At 71.1% G+C, this 15,836-nt stretch carries 14 protein-coding genes; 7 read left to right on the top strand and 7 right to left on the bottom strand.

From position 1 onward, the window contains the following. Window positions 1–17: 17 nt before the first annotated feature. Genes sufC through IT780_RS26940 form a run of 5 tightly spaced genes read right to left on the bottom strand, consistent with a single transcriptional unit; the run spans window position 18 to window position 4,511 of the window. Complete coding sequence (gene sufC / locus IT780_RS26960; protein WP_199514563.1) at window positions 18–782, bottom strand: Fe-S cluster assembly ATPase SufC; 765 nt, start codon at window positions 780–782, stop codon at window positions 18–20. Then, window positions 779–1,111, bottom strand: coding sequence for a non-heme iron oxygenase ferredoxin subunit (locus tag IT780_RS26955; RefSeq protein WP_199514562.1), 333 nt, complete (start codon window positions 1,109–1,111; stop codon window positions 779–781). The genes sufC and IT780_RS26955 overlap by 4 nt, the downstream gene beginning before the upstream one ends. 2 nt (window positions 1,112–1,113) lie before the next feature. Beyond that, the gene (gene sufD / locus IT780_RS26950; protein WP_199514561.1) at window positions 1,114–2,247 is read right to left on the bottom strand and encodes a Fe-S cluster assembly protein SufD; all 1,134 of its coding nucleotides are present in this window, start codon (window positions 2,245–2,247) and stop codon (window positions 1,114–1,116) included. Between the two features lie 54 nt (window positions 2,248–2,301). Next, entirely contained in the window at window positions 2,302–3,723 is a 1,422-nt protein-coding gene (gene sufB / locus IT780_RS26945) for a Fe-S cluster assembly protein SufB (protein ID WP_199514560.1), read from the bottom strand. After that, on the bottom strand, window positions 3,723–4,511 hold the full coding sequence (locus tag IT780_RS26940; protein ID WP_372443802.1) for a helix-turn-helix transcriptional regulator: 789 nt from the start codon (window positions 4,509–4,511) through the stop codon (window positions 3,723–3,725). The genes sufB and IT780_RS26940 overlap by 1 nt, the downstream gene beginning before the upstream one ends. A gap of 107 nt (window positions 4,512–4,618) precedes the next feature. Between IT780_RS26940 and IT780_RS26935 the strand changes: the two genes are divergently transcribed. Next, window positions 4,619–5,575 carry a COX15/CtaA family protein gene (locus tag IT780_RS26935; protein WP_199514559.1) on the top strand — a complete coding sequence of 319 codons (957 nt, stop codon included), beginning with the start codon at window positions 4,619–4,621 and terminating at the stop codon, window positions 5,573–5,575. Window positions 5,576–5,755: 180 nt separating this feature from the next. On the opposite strand, the gene IT780_RS26930 is transcribed toward IT780_RS26935, so the two are convergent. Together IT780_RS26930 and IT780_RS26925 are read right to left on the bottom strand one after the other, a co-directional pair. Further along, the gene (locus IT780_RS26930) at window positions 5,756–6,052 is read right to left on the bottom strand and encodes a hypothetical protein (protein ID WP_199514558.1); all 297 of its coding nucleotides are present in this window, start codon (window positions 6,050–6,052) and stop codon (window positions 5,756–5,758) included. 229 nt (window positions 6,053–6,281) lie between these two features. Further along, window positions 6,282–7,244, bottom strand: a complete 963-nt coding sequence (locus IT780_RS26925) for a heme o synthase (protein ID WP_199514557.1) — start codon at window positions 7,242–7,244, stop codon at window positions 6,282–6,284. A gap of 172 nt (window positions 7,245–7,416) precedes the next feature. Between IT780_RS26925 and tkt the strand changes: the two genes are divergently transcribed. The 6 genes from tkt (at window position 7,417) to IT780_RS26895 (ending at window position 15,744) form a co-directional block, all read left to right on the top strand. After that, the gene (gene tkt, locus IT780_RS26920) at window positions 7,417–9,633 is read left to right on the top strand and encodes a transketolase (protein ID WP_372443808.1); all 2,217 of its coding nucleotides are present in this window, start codon (window positions 7,417–7,419) and stop codon (window positions 9,631–9,633) included. 9 nt (window positions 9,634–9,642) lie between these two features. Continuing rightward, on the top strand, window positions 9,643–10,785 hold the full coding sequence (gene tal / locus IT780_RS26915) for a transaldolase (RefSeq protein WP_199514555.1): 1,143 nt from the start codon (window positions 9,643–9,645) through the stop codon (window positions 10,783–10,785). Window positions 10,786–10,788: 3 nt separating this feature from the next. Continuing rightward, complete coding sequence (locus IT780_RS26910; protein ID WP_233413544.1) at window positions 10,789–12,186, top strand: glucose-6-phosphate isomerase; 1,398 nt, start codon at window positions 10,789–10,791, stop codon at window positions 12,184–12,186. 37 nt (window positions 12,187–12,223) lie between these two features. Then, on the top strand, window positions 12,224–13,741 hold the full coding sequence (gene zwf, locus IT780_RS26905) for a glucose-6-phosphate dehydrogenase (protein WP_199514634.1): 1,518 nt from the start codon (window positions 12,224–12,226) through the stop codon (window positions 13,739–13,741). Continuing rightward, window positions 13,738–14,754, top strand: a complete 1,017-nt coding sequence (locus IT780_RS26900; RefSeq protein ID WP_199514554.1) for a glucose-6-phosphate dehydrogenase assembly protein OpcA — start codon at window positions 13,738–13,740, stop codon at window positions 14,752–14,754. The genes zwf and IT780_RS26900 overlap by 4 nt, the downstream gene beginning before the upstream one ends. Before the next feature lie 171 nt (window positions 14,755–14,925). After that, complete coding sequence (locus tag IT780_RS26895) at window positions 14,926–15,744, top strand: 6-phosphogluconolactonase (RefSeq protein WP_199514553.1); 819 nt, start codon at window positions 14,926–14,928, stop codon at window positions 15,742–15,744. Window positions 15,745–15,836 lie beyond the last annotated feature (92 nt).

Below are 15,836 nucleotides of genomic sequence, written 5' to 3'. Positions count from 1 at the left end.
GCTCCTGTCGAGGATCGTCAGGCCCGGGCGCCGGCCACGTACCGCTCGTAGCCCTCGGCCTCGAGCTGCTCGGCGAGCTCCGGGCCACCCTCCTGAACGATCTTGCCAGCCACGAAGACGTGCACGAAGTCCGGCTTGATGTAGCGCAGGATCCGGGTGTAGTGGGTGATCAGCAGCAGGCCGGTGTCACCGGTCGCGCGCACCCGGTTGACGCCTTCGCTGACGATGCGCAGCGCGTCGATGTCGAGGCCGGAGTCGGTCTCGTCGAGGATCGCGACCTTCGGCTTGAGCAGCTCCAGCTGCATGATCTCGTGCCGCTTCTTCTCACCGCCGGAGAAGCCCTCGTTCACGTTGCGCTGGGCGAACGCCGGGTCCATCTGCAGCTTCTCCATGGCGCCGCGCAGCTCGCCGGCCCAGGTGCGCAGCTTCGGCGCCTCACCGTCGATCGCGGTCTTCGCGGTGCGCAGGAAGTTGGCCACGGACACGCCGGGAACCTCGACCGGGTACTGCATGGCGAGGAACAGGCCGGCGCGGGCGCGCTCGTCGACGCTCATCGCGAGGACGTCCTCGCCGTCGAGCAGGACCTGGCCGCCGGTGATCTCGTACTTCGGGTGGCCCGCGATGGAGTACGCCAGCGTGGACTTGCCGGAGCCGTTGGGGCCCATGATGGCGTGGGTCTCGCCCGCTCGGACGATGAGGTCGACCCCCGCCAGGATCGGCTTCAGCTCGCCATCGGGCAGCTTGACCGACACCTGCAGGTCGCGGATCTCCAGGGTGCTCACGGCTCTACTCCATTACTCGGTGTCGTCGAAACGTAGATGTCGCCGTCGCGGATCTCGACGGCGAAGGTCGCCACCGGCTCGGTGGCGGGCAGGCCGGTCGGCTCACCGGTACGCAGGTCGAAGCGGGAACCGTGCAGCCAGCACTCGAGCGTGCAGCCCTCGACCTCGCCCTCGGAGAGCGCGACCGACGCGTGGCTGCACTCGTCGCGTACGGCGTAGAAGGTGTCGTCGTCCGCGTGCACGATCGCGACGTCCACCCCGCCGACCTCGGCCGAGATCACGGTGCCCTTCGCCACGTCGGCGGCGGGACCGACAAGCTCGAAGCCCATGGTCAGGCCCCCGCCTTCGCCAGCCGAGCCTCGATCGCGTCGCCGAGGCGCTCGCGCAGCTCCTCGACCGGGATCTTGTGGATCAGCTCGGCGAAGAAGCCGCGGACCACGAGCTTGCGGGCCTCGAACTCGGGGATGCCGCGGGCCATCAGGTAGAACAGCTGCTCGTCGTCGAAGCGGCCGGTGGCGCTGGCGTGGCCCGCGCCGGCGACCTCGCCGGTCTCGATCTCCAGGTTCGGGATGGAGTCGGCCCGGGCACCGTCGGTCAGCACCAGGTTGCGGTTGATCTCGTACGTCTCCGTGCCGGTCGCGGTCGCGCGGATCAGCACGTCGCCGACCCACACGGTGTGCGCCGCGGCGCCCTGCAGCGCGCCGCGGTAGCCGACGTAGCTGCGGCAGTCCGGCACGCTGTGGTCGACGAGCTGACGGTGCTCGAAGTGCTGGCCGGCGTCGGCGAAGTACAGGCCCCAGAGCTCGGCGTCGCCGCCGCGGCCCGCGTACTCCACGCTGGTGAACTGCCGGACCAGGTCGCCGCCGAGGGCGACCTGCACGTGCTGGACCCGCGAGTCCTTGCCGACCTTGAACTTGACGTGCTGGGCCTGCACCGAGCCCGCGTCCCACTCGGCGATCGTGACGAAGGTCAGCTGGGCGCTGTCGCCCAGGACGACCTCGATGTTGTCGGCGAGGGTGGCCGTGCCGGTCTGCTCCAGCACGATCGTGACCTTGGCGAAGTTGCCGACCCGGACGTACGTGCGCGCCGCGGCCGCCTCGCTGCCCTGCCCGACGACCCGGATGACGGCCGCGGTGTCCGAGACCGTCTCCGGCGCGACGTCGATGAGCGTGACACCGGCCGCGGACCCGTACGCGAGCGCGCTGATCCGGTCGAACGGGGTCAGCACCGGCTCCGCCTTGCCCGCGTCGACCTGGGCCACCGAGATGCCGGCCGGCAGGTCGCCGGGGGCGTAGCCGGGCGCGGCGCCGGTGAGCGCGGTCGCCGTGATCAGCGAGCCGAGCCGCTTGATCGGGGTGAAGCGCCACTCCTCCTCCAGGCCGTTCACGGCCGGGAAGTCGGTCACGTCGAAGGAACGCAGCACCTGCGACTTGGTGCTCGGCGGTGCCATGGCCTCGGTAGTCATCTCGTCCTTGTTCTCAGTCGTTGCGTAGGCCTCTGGTGTGGATGGCGCCGGCGGTCAGCCGACGGCCCCCTCCATCTGGAGCTCGATGAGACGGTTCAGCTCGAGGGCGTACTCCATCGGGAGCTCCTTGGCGATGGGCTCGATGAAGCCGCGCACGATCATCGCCATGGCCTCGTCCTCGGTCAGGCCGCGGCTCATCAGGTAGAAGAGCTGGTCCTCGCTGACCTTGGAGACGGTCGCCTCGTGGCCCATGTTGACGTCGTCCTCGCGGATGTCGACGTACGGGTACGTGTCCGAGCGCGAGATCGTGTCGACCAGCAGCGCGTCGCACTTGACCGTGCTGGCGCTGTGGTGCGAGCCGTCCAGCACCTGCACCAGGCCCCGGTACGAGGTCCGGCCGCCGCCGCGCGCGATGGACTTGCTGACGATCGTGCTCGACGTGTACGGCGCCGCGTGCACCATCTTGGCGCCGGCGTCCTGGTGCTGGCCCTCGCCGGCCATCGCGACGGAGAGCACCTCGCCCTTGGCGTGCGGGCCGGTCATGTAGACGGCCGGGTACTTCATCGTCACCTTGGAGCCGATGTTGCCGTCGATCCACTCCATGGTCGCGCCCTCTTCGCAGGTGGCGCGCTTGGTGACCAGGTTGTAGACGTTGTTCGACCAGTTCTGGATGGTCGTGTACCGGCAGCGGGCGTTCTTCTTGACGATGATCTCGACGACCGCGCTGTGCAGCGAGTCGGACGAGTAGATCGGCGCGGTGCAGCCCTCGACGTAGTGCACGTACGCGCCCTCGTCGACGATGATCAGGGTCCGCTCGAACTGGCCCATGTTCTCGGTGTTGATCCGGAAGTACGCCTGCAGCGGGATCTCCACGTGCACGCCCTTCGGCACGTAGATGAACGAGCCGCCGGACCACACGGAGGTGTTCAGCGCGGCGAACTTGTTGTCGCCGACCGGGATCACCGTGCCGAAGTACTCCTTGAAGACGTCCTCGTGCTCCTTGAGGGCCGTGTCGGTGTCGAGGAAGACGACGCCCTGCTCCTCGAGGTCCTCACGGATCTTGTGGTACACGACCTCGGACTCGTACTGCGCCGCGACGCCGGACACGAGGCGCTGCTTCTCCGCCTCGGGGATGCCGAGCTTGTCGTACGTGTTCTTGATGTCCGCGGGCAGGTCGTCCCAGGTGGCGGCCTGCTTCTCCGTGGAGCGCACGAAGTACTTGATGTTCTGGAAATCGATGCCGGTGAGGTCGGCGCCCCAGTTCGGCATGGGCTTGCGGTCGAACAGGCGCAGGCCCTTGAGGCGCAGGTCGAGCATCCACTGCGGCTCGTTCTTCTTGGCGGAGATGTCACGCACCACGGCCTCGGACAGACCGCGCTGGGCGGTGGAGCCCGCGACGTCGGCGTCGGCCCAGCCGTACTCGTACTTGCCAAGAGCGGCCAGGTGCTCTTCCTGAGTGACGATCTGGTCGGTCATTATCCGTTCCTAACCGTGTGTGCGGTGGTGAGGGCTTCAGTCCGGTCGTGGGCGGCGGGCGGGGCGGTCGGATGGGCGCAGTGAGGTGCCGGGATGTGCGTGGTGCACACCCCGTCGCCGTGCGCGATGGTGGCGAGGCGCTGCACGTGGGTGCCGACGAGCCGCGAGATGACCGCGGTCTCGGCGTCGCACAGCTGGGGGAACTCGGCGGCCACGTGCGCCACCGGGCAGTGGTGCTGGCACAGCTGCCCGCCGGACGCGATCGCGGTCGCGTTGGCAGCGTAGCCCTCGGCCGTCAGCGCCTCGGCGAGCGCCTCCGCCCGGGCCACCGGGTCGTCGCCGGCCTCGAGCAGGGCGGCGCGGCAGCGCTCCTCGAGCGCGGTCACCTGGGCGGTGGCGAAGGCGTCGACGGCCTGCGGCCCGCCGTGCTCGGCGATCCAGCGCAGGGCGGCGGTGGCGATGCCGTCGTAGAAGTGCGGGAAGTTCTCGCGGGCGGCGGCGGTGAGCACGAACGCCTTGGCGGGCCGGCCGCGGCCGCGCGGGCCGCGCCGCGGGGTCTCACGGACCTCGACGAGCCGGTCGGCGAGCATCGCGTCGAGGTGCTTGCGGATCGCGGCGGGGCTGAGCCCCAGCTGGGCGCCGAGCTCGGCGGCGGTGGCGGCGCCCCGCTCCAGCAGGAGCTGGGCGACGCGGTCGCGGGTGCGCCCGTCGGAGGCCGAGGTGGCGGCGCGCGGCCCGGTGGCCGCACCGGCCACCTGGCTGCTCCTCGCCAGCACCTCGTTTTTCACTACGCCAACGTTACGTATTTCGTTCCGAGCCTGCAAACCGGCCCCCCGGTGATCCAGGACACCACCGCGTGGAGGCGTCCGGATCCAAGATCGAATTCGAGCGTACGATGACCGAGGTGAGCAAGCCCACCCTGGTACGACCCCTGGCCCTGGCCTCGCTGATCGCCAACATCGGCCTGGTCGTGACCGGCGCGGCGGTCCGCCTGACCGGTTCCGGACTGGGATGCCCGACGTGGCCCCGGTGCACCGACCAGTCGTACACGACGACCCAGGAGATGGGCGTCCACGGCGTCATCGAGTTCGGCAACCGGCTGCTCGGCATCGCCCTCGGCCTGATCGCGCTCGCGACCTTCGTGGCCGCCTTGCTGCACAAGCCGCGCCGCCGGTCGCTGGTCCTGCTGTCGCTGGCCGCCGGGCTCGGCATCCCGGGACAGGGCGTGATCGGCGGCATCACCGTGCTGACGGACCTCAACCCGTGGGTGGTCGGGCTGCACTTCCTGCTCTCGATGGCGCTCATCGCCGTCACGTACGCGCTCTGGCAGCGGACGAAGGAAGGCGACGCGCCCACCCGCCCGCTGGTGGCCCCGCCGCTGCGCCACCTCGCCGGGTTCATGACGGTGGTGAGCGCCGCCGTGCTCGTGGTCGGTGTCATCGTGACCGGCAGCGGCCCGCACGCGGGCGACGAGGACGCCAAGCGCACCGGCCTCGACCCGGCCGAGGTCTCCCAGGCCCACGCGGACCTCGTCTTCCTGCTGATCGGCCTCTCGGTGGCCCTCTGGTTCGCCCTGCGCGCGGTGAACGCGCCTCCCGCGGCGGTGCGCGCGGCCGCCCTGTTCGTGGTGGTGGAGCTGGCCCAGGGGCTGATCGGCTTCGTCCAGTACTTCACGCACCTGCCGGTGATCCTGGTCGGCGCGCACATGCTCGGCGCCTGCCTGGTCTGGGTGGGCACGTTGAACGTCCTGTGGCGCCTGCGCGACCGCCCGGCCCCGGTCACCCCCACGCCGGTCCCGCCGGCGGACACGGCCGCCGAACCCCTGCCGCAGTCCCCCGCTCCCGTCGCCTGACCCGGGGTTCCCCACTTACGCAGAATGAAGGGGCCAGGGCCGGCGAAGCTGGGCCCCGGCCCCGGCCTCGACGGGAGTTGCGGTCCGCACCACCCACCGGGCCACGACATCAAGCTCTTGATCGTGAAAGACGAAAGCGGCCCGGAGGAAAGCTCCGGGCCGCACCGACAAGGTCTGTATTTACCGCGCCATGCTGCGGCGCGCCATCGATCGCCAGAGGTCGTTGCTGGGGCGCATCTGCTCCATGAGCTCGCGCTCCCACTCGTTCTCCACCTGCACGCCCGCTGTCTCGCAGGCCTTGCGCGCCACGTCCGTGCCGCCGGCGGCGAACTGGTCGGTCCACTCGCCGTCCTCGCCTACGAGGACGATGCGCGCGCCACGCTTACCGACGTACTCGATGACCGCCTTCGCGCCGCCGTGGCCGACGGCGAAAGACTTGATCCCCGCGGTCAGTGTCGTATCGGAACCTTCTGCCATGGATCGCAGCCTAGGCAGACTTCCGCCGCGGGCAAGTAATGACGGGCGGGTTTTGTGATGCCAATTACCTGCGGGTTTAGCCGCCGACGCCATTGGTATCACCCGATATCGCCCGAATTATCCGTGGCTACGAAGTCCATCGATGGAGTGACCCAGAGTCACCGAAAGAGCGGGCGAAACGGGCATCGCGGCTTCCGGGTCGCGGCGGTGTCACCCACCGCAAGCAGGCTCAGATGAGCGCGTCGACCGCGACGGCGATGAACAGGATCGTCAGGTAGGTGATCGACCAGTGGAACAGGCGCATCGCCTTCAGCGGCTCGCCCCGGCGCGAACGGGCGACCATCTGGATCGCCTCGGCGAGGAACAGGGCCCCCGACACGACCGCCGTGACGCCGTAGATCGGTCCCATGCCGAGCGGCCAGGCCGCCAGGGACGACGCGATCGTGAGCACGGTGAAGATCAAGATCTCGGCGTCGACCCGGCGCGCCGAACGGACCACGGGGAGCATCGGAATGCCGGCGCGGGCGTAGTCGTCCTTGTATTTGATGGCGAGCGGGTAGAAATGCGGCATCTGCCAAAAGAACACAACTGCAAAAAGCGCCCATCCGATCGCCCCGACCGTGCCGGTGACCGCCGCCCACGCGATGAGCACGGGCGCCGCGCCGCAGATGCCACCCCAGAAGGTGTTCTGCGGGGTGCGCCGCTTGAGCCACAGCGTGTAGACGACGTCGTAGTAGACGATCGCCGCCGCGGTCAGCGCCGTCGCGAGCCAGTTGGTGAAGGCGGCCATCAACACCAGCGACACCACGGCGAGGCTCAGCCCGAAGACGAGCACGGAGCGCGGCGTGAGGCTGTGCGTGGCCAGCGGGCGGCGCTTGGTGCGGCGCATGAGCTGGTCGATGTCGCGGTCGATGTAGCAGTTCAGCGCACTCGCCGCGCCGGCGGCGAGCGAGCCGCCGACCAGCACGACCGCCATCAGGCCCAGGTCGGGCCAGCCGCCGGCGGCGAACATCATCGCCGGGATGGTGGTGACCAGCAGAAGCTCGACGATCTGCGGCTTCGTGAGCGACACGTACGCCCTCAGCACGGCACGGACGTCGCGGCGCGGCGCGGCGCCCGCCTCCGCCCGCGGAGTCGCCGCCCGGAGTTCCGGCGACCGCCCCGGCACAGGACGCTCGGTGATCATGCTCACGGACAGCCACCTTCCGGCATCGGCGCGGGCGTTTTGCGAGCCGTTGCCGGGTGCGGACCGGCGGGCACGTTCGGACAGCCTACGCGCAGCCCGGGGCCGTGCTCGGTCGACCCGTCGCGGGTGCATGGCGTCACAACCGGCACCCCTGCCTGTCCGCTCTCAGCGTATGGGCCTGCGCCGTTCCCAGGGCGGGGGTTTACAGGGACTGGATAGGGTCAACCTCAAAAGGGTTCACACATCATGCCCGAGGAGCACAATCGACGTGGCTGCCAAAGACGATCTCAATTGGTCCGACCTCGACCGCCGGGCGGTCGACACGGTCCGGGTACTGGCCATGGATGCCGTCGAGAAGGCCGGCAACGGCCACCCCGGCACCGCCATGAGCCTGGCGCCCGCCGCCTACCTGCTGTTCAACAAGGTGATGCGGCACGACCCGACGGACCCGCTCTGGGCGGCCCGTGACCGCTTCGTCCTGTCGTGCGGCCACTCCAGCCTGACGCTGTACATCCAGCTCTACCTCGCCGGCTTCGGCCTCGAGGTGGACGACCTCGCCTCGCTGCGGCAGTGGGACTCGCTGACCCCCGGTCACCCCGAGTACGGGCACACCCCCGGCGTCGAGGTCACCACCGGCCCGCTGGGCCAGGGCATCGGCAACGCGGTCGGCATGGCGATGGCCGCCCGCCGCGAGCGCGGCCTGCTCGACCCGGACGCCGCCGACGGCGCCTCGATCTTCGATCACCACGTGTACGCCATGTGCTCCGACGGTGACATCGAAGAGGGCGTCAGCCACGAGTCCAGCGCCGTCGCGGGCGTGCAGAAGCTCGGCAACCTCACGGTGATCTACGACGACAACGAGATCTCCATCGAGGACGACACCCGCATCGCCAAGAACGAGGACGTCGGCGCGCGGTACGCGGCGTACGGCTGGCACGTGCAGACCGTGGACTGGCGCCAGGGCGACCCGGAGAAGGGCGACTACAACGAGGACGTCGAGGCGCTCTGGGCGGCGATCCAGGAGGCCAAGGCGGTCACCGACAAGCCCTCGTTCATCGTGCTGCGCACCATCATCGGCTGGCCGGCGCCGAACAAGCAGAACACCGGCAAGATCCACGGCTCGGCCCTGGGCGCCGACGAGGTGAAGGCCACCAAGGAGATCCTCGGCTTCGACCCCAACCGGCCGTTCGACGTCGCCCCGGAGGTCCTCGAGCACACCCGGCAGGCCGCCGCCCGCGGCCGTGAGCAGCACGCCGAGTGGACCAAGGCGTTCGAGGCGTGGGCGGCCGGCAACGAGGAGGGCAAGAAGCTCTTCGACCGCCTGTCGACCCGTAGCCTGCCCGAGGGCTGGACCTCCGCGCTGCCGGAGTTCCCCGCGGACGAGAAGGGCCTCGCCACCCGTGCCGCGTCCGGCAAGGTGCTCGACGCGCTCGCGCCGGTGCTGCCCGAGCTGTGGGGCGGCTCGGCCGACCTCGCCGAGAGCAACAACACCACGATGAAGGGCGAGCCGTCGTTCATCCCGGCCGAGTACGCCACCAAGGCGTTCCCGGGGCACGAGTACGGCCGTACCCTGCACTTCGGCATCCGCGAGCACGGCATGGGCTCGATCCTCAACGGCATCGCGGCGAACGGCCTCACCCGCCCGTACGGCGGCACGTTCCTCGTGTTCAGCGACTACATGCGCGGCGCCGTGCGACTGTCCGCGCTGATGAAGCTCCCGGTCACGTACGTGTGGACGCACGACTCGATCGGCCTGGGCGAGGACGGACCGACGCACCAGCCGATCGAGACGCTGACCGCGCTGCGCGCCATCGTGGGCCTCGACGTGGTCCGCCCGGCCGACGCCAACGAGACGGCGTGGGCGTGGCGCGGCGCGCTGGAGCACACCGACCGGCCGACCGCGCTCGCGCTGTCCCGGCAGAACCTGCCGACCATCGACCGCAGCAAGTACGCGTCGGCCGAGGGCGTCCTCAAGGGCGGCTACATCCTCTCCGAGGCGTCCACCGGCGAGCCGAAGGTGATCCTCATCGGCACCGGCTCCGAGGTGTCGATCTGCCTCGCCGCGCAGGAGCGCCTCGAGGCCGAGGGCACCCCGACCCGGGTCGTGTCGATGCCCTGCCAGGAGTGGTTCTTCGAGCAGGACACCGCGTACCAGCAGAAGGTCCTGCCGCGCGGCGTCAAGGCGCGCGTGTCGGTCGAGGCCGGCATCCGGATGAGCTGGGACCGCCTGATCGGTGACGCCGGCGAGGCCGTCAGCATCGAGCACTACGGCGCCAGCGCCCCCGCGAAGATCCTGTTCGAGCAGTTCGGCTTCACCGCGGACAACGTGGTGGCCAAGGCCAACGCCGCCCTCGCCAAGGTCGGCGAAATCACCGGTCACACGACCGGAAACTGAGGAGTAGCGATGACGGACAGGCTGGCTGAGCTCTCCGCCGCAGGTGTGGCGGTATGGCTCGACGATCTCTCCCGCGTACGGCTGCAGAGCGGCTCGCTGGACAAGATGCGCCGCGAGCAGCACGTCGTGGGCGTGACCACGAACCCGACGATCTTCGCCAAGGCGCTCGCCGACGCCGACGCGTACGACGACCAGCTCAAGGACCTGGCCGCGCAGGGCGTCACCGTCGAGGAGGCGGTGCGGCTGCTGACCTCGTTCGACGTGCGCTGGGCGTGTGACGTCATGAAGCCGGCGTACGACGCGTCGAACGGCGTGGACGGCCGGGTGTCCATCGAGGTGGACCCCCGCAGCGCCCACCTGACCGAGAAGACGGCGTCCGAGGCGAAGACGCTGTGGTGGCTCGTCGACCGCCCGAACCTGTTCATCAAGATCCCGGCGACCGAGGCGGGCCTGCCGGCGATCACGGCGACCCTGGCCGCGGGCATCAGCGTGAACGTGACGCTGATCTTCTCGCTGGAGCGCTACAAGGCCGTCATGCACGCGTTCCTCGACGGCATGGAGCAGGCCAAGGCGAACGGCCACGACCTCTCCAAGATCGGCTCGGTCGCCTCGTTCTTCGTGTCCCGGGTGGACACCGAGATCGACAAGCGCCTCGACAAGATCGGCAGCGACGAGGCCAAGGCGCTGCGCGGCAAGGCCGCCGTCGCCAACGCGCAGCTGGCCTACCAGGCGTACGAGGAGATCTTCTCCTCGGACCGCTGGAAGGCGCTGGCCGACGCGGGCGCGCTGCCGCAGCGGCCGCTGTGGGCGTCCACCGGCACCAAGAACCCGGACTACAAGGACACCATCTACGTCGAGGAGCTCATCGCGCCCGGCACGGTCAACACCATGCCGGAGTCGGTGATCAAGGCGTTCGAGGATCACGGCGAGACCCGGGGCGACACGGTGACCGGCTCGTACGCCGACGCCCAGAAGGTGATGGACGACGTCACCGCGGCCGGCGTGGACCTCGACGACGTGTTCCGGGTCCTGGAGGAGGAGGGCGTCGAGAAGTTCGAGGCCAGCTGGGCCGAGCTGCTCGAGGACGTCAAGAAGTCCCTGGCCGCGGCCGCGAAGGGCTCGGGCAGCCCGAGCGACGCCGCCAAAGGGTAACGGGTGACGATCGACCCGCTCGCGGCCGTGGAGGCGGCCGCCGGACTCGCCGTGTTCGGCGCCCCGGCGACCGCCTCCCGCCACGGGCGGGTCGACGCGCGTCTGGCCGGCCTCGACGCCGGCCCGGACCCCCTCGCGCTGGACCCGGCGTTGCTCCCCCAGCTCGCCGAGCTGCACGAGGAGCTGGGCGACCTCGATAACGTCGTGCTCGCCGGCCCGGGACGCGCGGCCCGGGCGATCGCCCGTACGCTCGGCCGCCGGCTGACCGTGCTCGACGACCCGGACCCGCGGCAGGTGCTCGCCCTGACGCGCGACCGCGATCTGATGGGCCGCAGCGTGACGGTGGTCGCCGAGAGCGCCGGCGACCTGCGCCGGGTGCTGCAACGGGCCTATCTCGACCTCGGCCTGACCGAGGCGGAGACGGCCCGGCACCTCCTGTCGCTCGGCGGCTCCGAGGCGCTGCTCGAGGCGCCCGGCCAGGAGACCCTCGTCGCCGCCACGCTCGCCGGCATCGACGCGGGCGAGCTCATCGGCCAGGCCGCGGCGTTCGCGCCGTCGGTCCGGGCCGAGGCGGGCGACAACCCGGCGCTCGTCCTGGGCCTGGCCCTGGCCGGCGCCGATGCGGTCGCCCTGGTGGCCGACGGTTCCGGCCTCGAGGGCCTGGGTGAATGGGCCGCTCCCCTGCTGGGCGCCGCCGGCCTGGTGCCCGTCGTGGCCGAGACGCCGGACAGCCCCGGCGTGCGCGGCGAGGACGTGCTGACCATCTCGTACGGCGGCAGCCTGCGCGCGGGCGCGGTCCCGGGCGGCGGCGCGCGCCCCGACGTGGCCGTCAACGGGCCGCTGGGTGCGCAGTTCGTGGCGTGGCGCTGGGCCGCGGCGATCGCCGGACGGCTGCGCGGCGCGGAACCGGCCGCACACCCGAGTACTGCCGCGGCAGACGAGGAATCACCGTCCTGGACCGACGGTGCCGTGGAGATCTTCACCACTCGTCCGCGCGCCGGCCTGAGCACCCTCCTGCGCGAGTTCGGCGCCGACATTCATGATCATCTGTCCGTGGTGGCCGTCCTCGACCCCGGATCCGACGCCGAGGTGGCCGCCCTGCGCCCGCTGCTCGCCGCCGCCATCGGCCGCCCGGTCACCTGGGACTGGGACGCCGACCACGTCGGGGACCTGCGCAACGGCTCGTTTCTGCAGATCACGGGTGCCGATCCGGAGGACGTGGAGGTGCCGGGGCGGGCGTACCCGCTGGGCGGTTCCCGCTCGCGCCGCGCCGCTGCCGCGCGGCAGGCCCTGACCCGCCACGGGCGGCCGCTGCTGCGGCTGCACCTCACCGACCGGCGGCGCGGCATCCGGCAGCTGCTCGCCGCGGCCGGGATGTTGCAGGCCCGACCCTGTGGGTAACCCTGCGGGACGATGAAAAGCTGGCAGGATGGCAAACGTGGGTAATCCGCTGCGCACAGCACAGGACCGACGGCTGCCCAGGATCCCGGAGCCCTGCGCTCTGGTGATCTTCGGTGTCACGGGTGACCTGTCCCGGAAGAAACTGATCCCGGCCGTCTACGACCTGGCCAACCGGGGTCTGCTGCCGCCCGGCTTCGTCGTCCTGGGCTTCGCCCGGCGCGACTGGGGCGACGGCGACTTCGAGTCGCTGGCGTACGAGGCGGCGAAGAAGGGCGCCCGCACACCGTGGCGTGAGGACGTCTGGCAGCGGCTCGCGAGTCAGTTCCAGTTCGTGCCCGGCTCGTTCGACGACGACGCCGCGTTCGACAGCCTGGCGAGCACCCTGGACGAGCTGCGCGAGCGCAACGGCATCGCCGGCAACGCCGCCTTCTACTTCTCGATCCCGCCGGCCGCGTTCCCCATCGTGCTCAACCAGCTCAACCGCACCGGGATGGCCGACAACGCCAAGTCCGGCGGCTGGCGCCGGGTCGTGGTGGAGAAGCCGTTCGGCAACGACCTGAAGACGGCCATGGCGCTCAACCACCTGGTCGACGAGGTGTTCACGCCCGCTGACGTCTTCCGCATCGACCACTACCTCGGCAAGGAGACGGTCCAGAACATCCTGGCGCTCCGCTTCGCCAACAGCCTGTTCGAGCCGGTGTGGAATTCCAAGTACGTCGACTCGGTGCAGATCACGATGGCCGAGGACGTCGGCATCGGCACCCGCGCCGCGTTCTACGACTCCGCCGGCGCCGCGCGCGACGTGCTGCAGAACCACCTCCTCCAGCTGCTCGCGCTGGTGGGCATGGAGGAGCCGACGAGCTTCGACCCCAACGAGATCCGCGCCGAGAAGCTGAAGGTGCTCAAGGCCATCAGCCTGCCGCAGAACATCGCCGAGGGCTCGGTCCGCGGGCAGTATCTCCCCGGCTGGGTCGCCGGTGAGCGGGCGGTCGGCTATCTGGAGGAGAAGGGGGTGCCGGAGGACTCCACCACGGAGACGTATGTGGCGGTCCGCCTCGGCATCCAGAACCGGCGCTGGGCGGGCGTACCGTTCTTCGTCCGTGTGGGCAAGCGGATGCCGCGCCGGGTGACCGAGATCGCGGTCCTGTTCAAGCGCGCGCCGCACCTGCCGTTCGACCCGGCCGACGTGGAGATGCTCGGCAACAACCAGCTGGTCATCCGGGTCCAGCCGGACGAGGGCGTGGTGCTCAAGTTCGGCTCCAAGGTGCCCGGCACCACCATGGAGGTCCGCGACATCGCGATGGACTTCCAGTACGGCGAGGCGTTCACCGAGTCCAGCCCGGAGGCGTACGAGCGGCTCGTGCTCGACGTGCTGGTCGGCGACCGTACGCTCTTCCCCGACGCGGCCGAGGTGGAGCAGAGCTGGCGCGTCATCGACCCGCTCGAGGAGGCCTGGGTCGGCACGAAGCCGGAGCCGTACCGGGCCGGCGAGTGGGGCCCGCGCGCCTCGGACGAGATGCTGGCCCGCGAGGGCCGTGCTTGGAGGCGAGCATGATCGGTCTGTGGGACACCACCGGCAACGAGGTCGTCAAGGCGCTCGCGGCCGAACGGCGCAGCGCGGGCGGCGTGGCCTCCGGGCTCGCCCTGACGCTGGTCGCCGTCGTGGAGGAGAAGAAGGTCCGCGAGGCCGAGGCCGCCGCGACCATCGCCGCCGCCGCGCACCCGTGCCGGCTGCTCATCGTGGTCCGGTCCGACCTGGAGGGCCGCAGCCGGCTCGACGCGGAGATCGTCGTCGGCGGCCGGCTCGGGCCGGCCGAGGCCGTCGTGATGCGCATGTACGGCCGCCTGGCCCTGCACGCGGAATCGGTCGTCATGCCGCTGCTGGCCCCGGACGTCCCGGTGGTCACGTGGTGGCACGGCGCGCCGCCGGACGTCATCGCCAACGACTTCCTCGGCGTCGTGGCCGACCGGCGGATCACCGACAGCAAGCTCGCCGACGACCCGGTCGCGGCGCTCAAGCAGCGGGCGGCCGACTACGCGCCGGGCGACACCGACCTCACCTGGACCCGCATCACCCTGTGGCGCACCCTGGTGGCCGGCGCGTTCGACACCACCGAGGAGCGGGTCACCGGCGCGACCGTCATGGCGCCCCCGAACGACCCGACCGCGGCGCTGATGTGCGGCTGGCTCAAGTCCCGGCTGGACATCGAGCCGGTGTGGCAGCACACCGACCGGGCCCCGCGGATGTATTCGGTGCAGCTCGAGTGCGCCAACGGCGACTGCGTGACGGTCACCCGGGAGGAGGGCACGGCGCTGTTCAGCCGTACGGGCCAGGAGCCGCGCTACATGCCGCTGCCCAAGCGCCCGGTCGGGGACGAGCTCGCCGAGGAGCTGCGCCGCCTGGACCCGGACCAGATCTACGGCGACGCACTCGGCGCGATGGCGGGCGTCGCCGACCTGGACAAGCGGCCGCCGATGCGGGTGCACGTCTGGAAGGACCCGGTCCAGGCCGCCCGTGCAGGCGACGAGTCCGGCGCCATGGCCGGCCCGGGCGGGAGCGCCGCCTGATCCCGGCCGCTCCGGCCGGCTCTGAAGGCACCGCCACCCGAGTCCTGCGCCATGGCCGGCAAGGGTGGGAGCGCCGCCTGATCCCGGCGCCTCTCTAAGATCAACGGGGCCGTTCCGCCTGGCGCGGTACGGCCCCGAGCCGTGACAGCACCGAAAATGACGAGGGGTCCGATGAGCGAGACCGTTGTGGTGGTGGTTCCCGACGCCGACATTCTGGCGGCGGCCGTGGCGGCCCGCCTGGTCGTCACCATCATCGACGCGCAGGCGACCCGCGGCCGCGCGGACGTGGTGCTGACCGGCGGCCGGGTGGCTGCCAAGGTGCTGCGCGCCGTCAAGGACCTTCCGGCCTCGGGCGCCATCGACTGGTCCCGCGTCGACCTGTGGTGGGGCGACGAGCGGTTCCTGCCCTCCGGCGACCCGGACCGCAACGAGACCCAGGCCCGCGAGGCCCTGCTCGACGCGCTGCCGCTGGACCCGGCCCGCATCCACGCGATGCCCGCCTCGGACGGCCCCGACGGCGACGACGCCCGGGCGGCCGCCGCCCGGTACGCCCGCGACCTCGCCGCCGCGGCCACCGACGCCTCCCCCGCCACGACCGCCGCGACCTCGGCCGCGGGCGGCGCCCCGATCCCCGACGACCCGCAGGCGGAGGCTGAGGTCGAGGCGGCCCTGCCGTACTTCGACGTGCTCATGCTGGGCGTCGGCGAGGACGGGCACGTGGCGTCGCTGTTCCCGGGCCACCCCGACGCGACCGCCACCGGCTCGGCCACGGCGGTGCACGACAGCCCGAAGCCCCCGCCCACCCGCATCTCGCTGACGATGAACGCCATCCAGTCCGCCGAAGAGGTCTGGCTGGTCGCGGCGGGTCCGGACAAGGCCGAGTCGGTGGGAGCGGCGCTCGGCGGCGACCTGAACCTGCCCGCGGCCCACGCGCGAGGCACCCGCCGTACGCTCTGGCTGCTCGACACGGCCGCGGCCGCCAAACGGTGAAGGCCGCCGCGCTCCGCGCAAGCCACCAAGCGGTGAAGGCCGCCAAACGGTGAAGGCCGCCCCTCGCGATGGCGAGGGGCGGCCTTTCGAGC

It is taken from the genome of Nucisporomicrobium flavum, assembly GCF_016464385.1.
Lineage (GTDB): Bacteria > Actinomycetota > Actinomycetes > Mycobacteriales > Micromonosporaceae > Actinoplanes > Actinoplanes flavus_A.
This window is presented reverse-complemented; position numbering and strand designations above follow the sequence as displayed.

Coding starts and splice junctions, on each gene's coding strand:
- tal (WP_199514555.1), top strand. CDS start 9,643: ATGACGGACAGGCTGGCTGAGCTCTCCGCCGCAGGTGTGGCGGTATGG.
- IT780_RS26930 (WP_199514558.1), bottom strand. CDS start 6,052: ATGGCAGAAGGTTCCGATACGACACTGACCGCGGGGATCAAGTCTTTC.
- sufD (WP_199514561.1), bottom strand. CDS start 2,247: ATGACTACCGAGGCCATGGCACCGCCGAGCACCAAGTCGCAGGTGCTG.
- sufB (WP_199514560.1), bottom strand. CDS start 3,723: ATGACCGACCAGATCGTCACTCAGGAAGAGCACCTGGCCGCTCTTGGC.
- IT780_RS26895 (WP_199514553.1), top strand. CDS start 14,926: ATGAGCGAGACCGTTGTGGTGGTGGTTCCCGACGCCGACATTCTGGCG.
- IT780_RS26935 (WP_199514559.1), top strand. CDS start 4,619: ATGACCGAGGTGAGCAAGCCCACCCTGGTACGACCCCTGGCCCTGGCC.
- IT780_RS26900 (WP_199514554.1), top strand. CDS start 13,738: ATGATCGGTCTGTGGGACACCACCGGCAACGAGGTCGTCAAGGCGCTC.
- IT780_RS26955 (WP_199514562.1), bottom strand. CDS start 1,111: ATGGGCTTCGAGCTTGTCGGTCCCGCCGCCGACGTGGCGAAGGGCACC.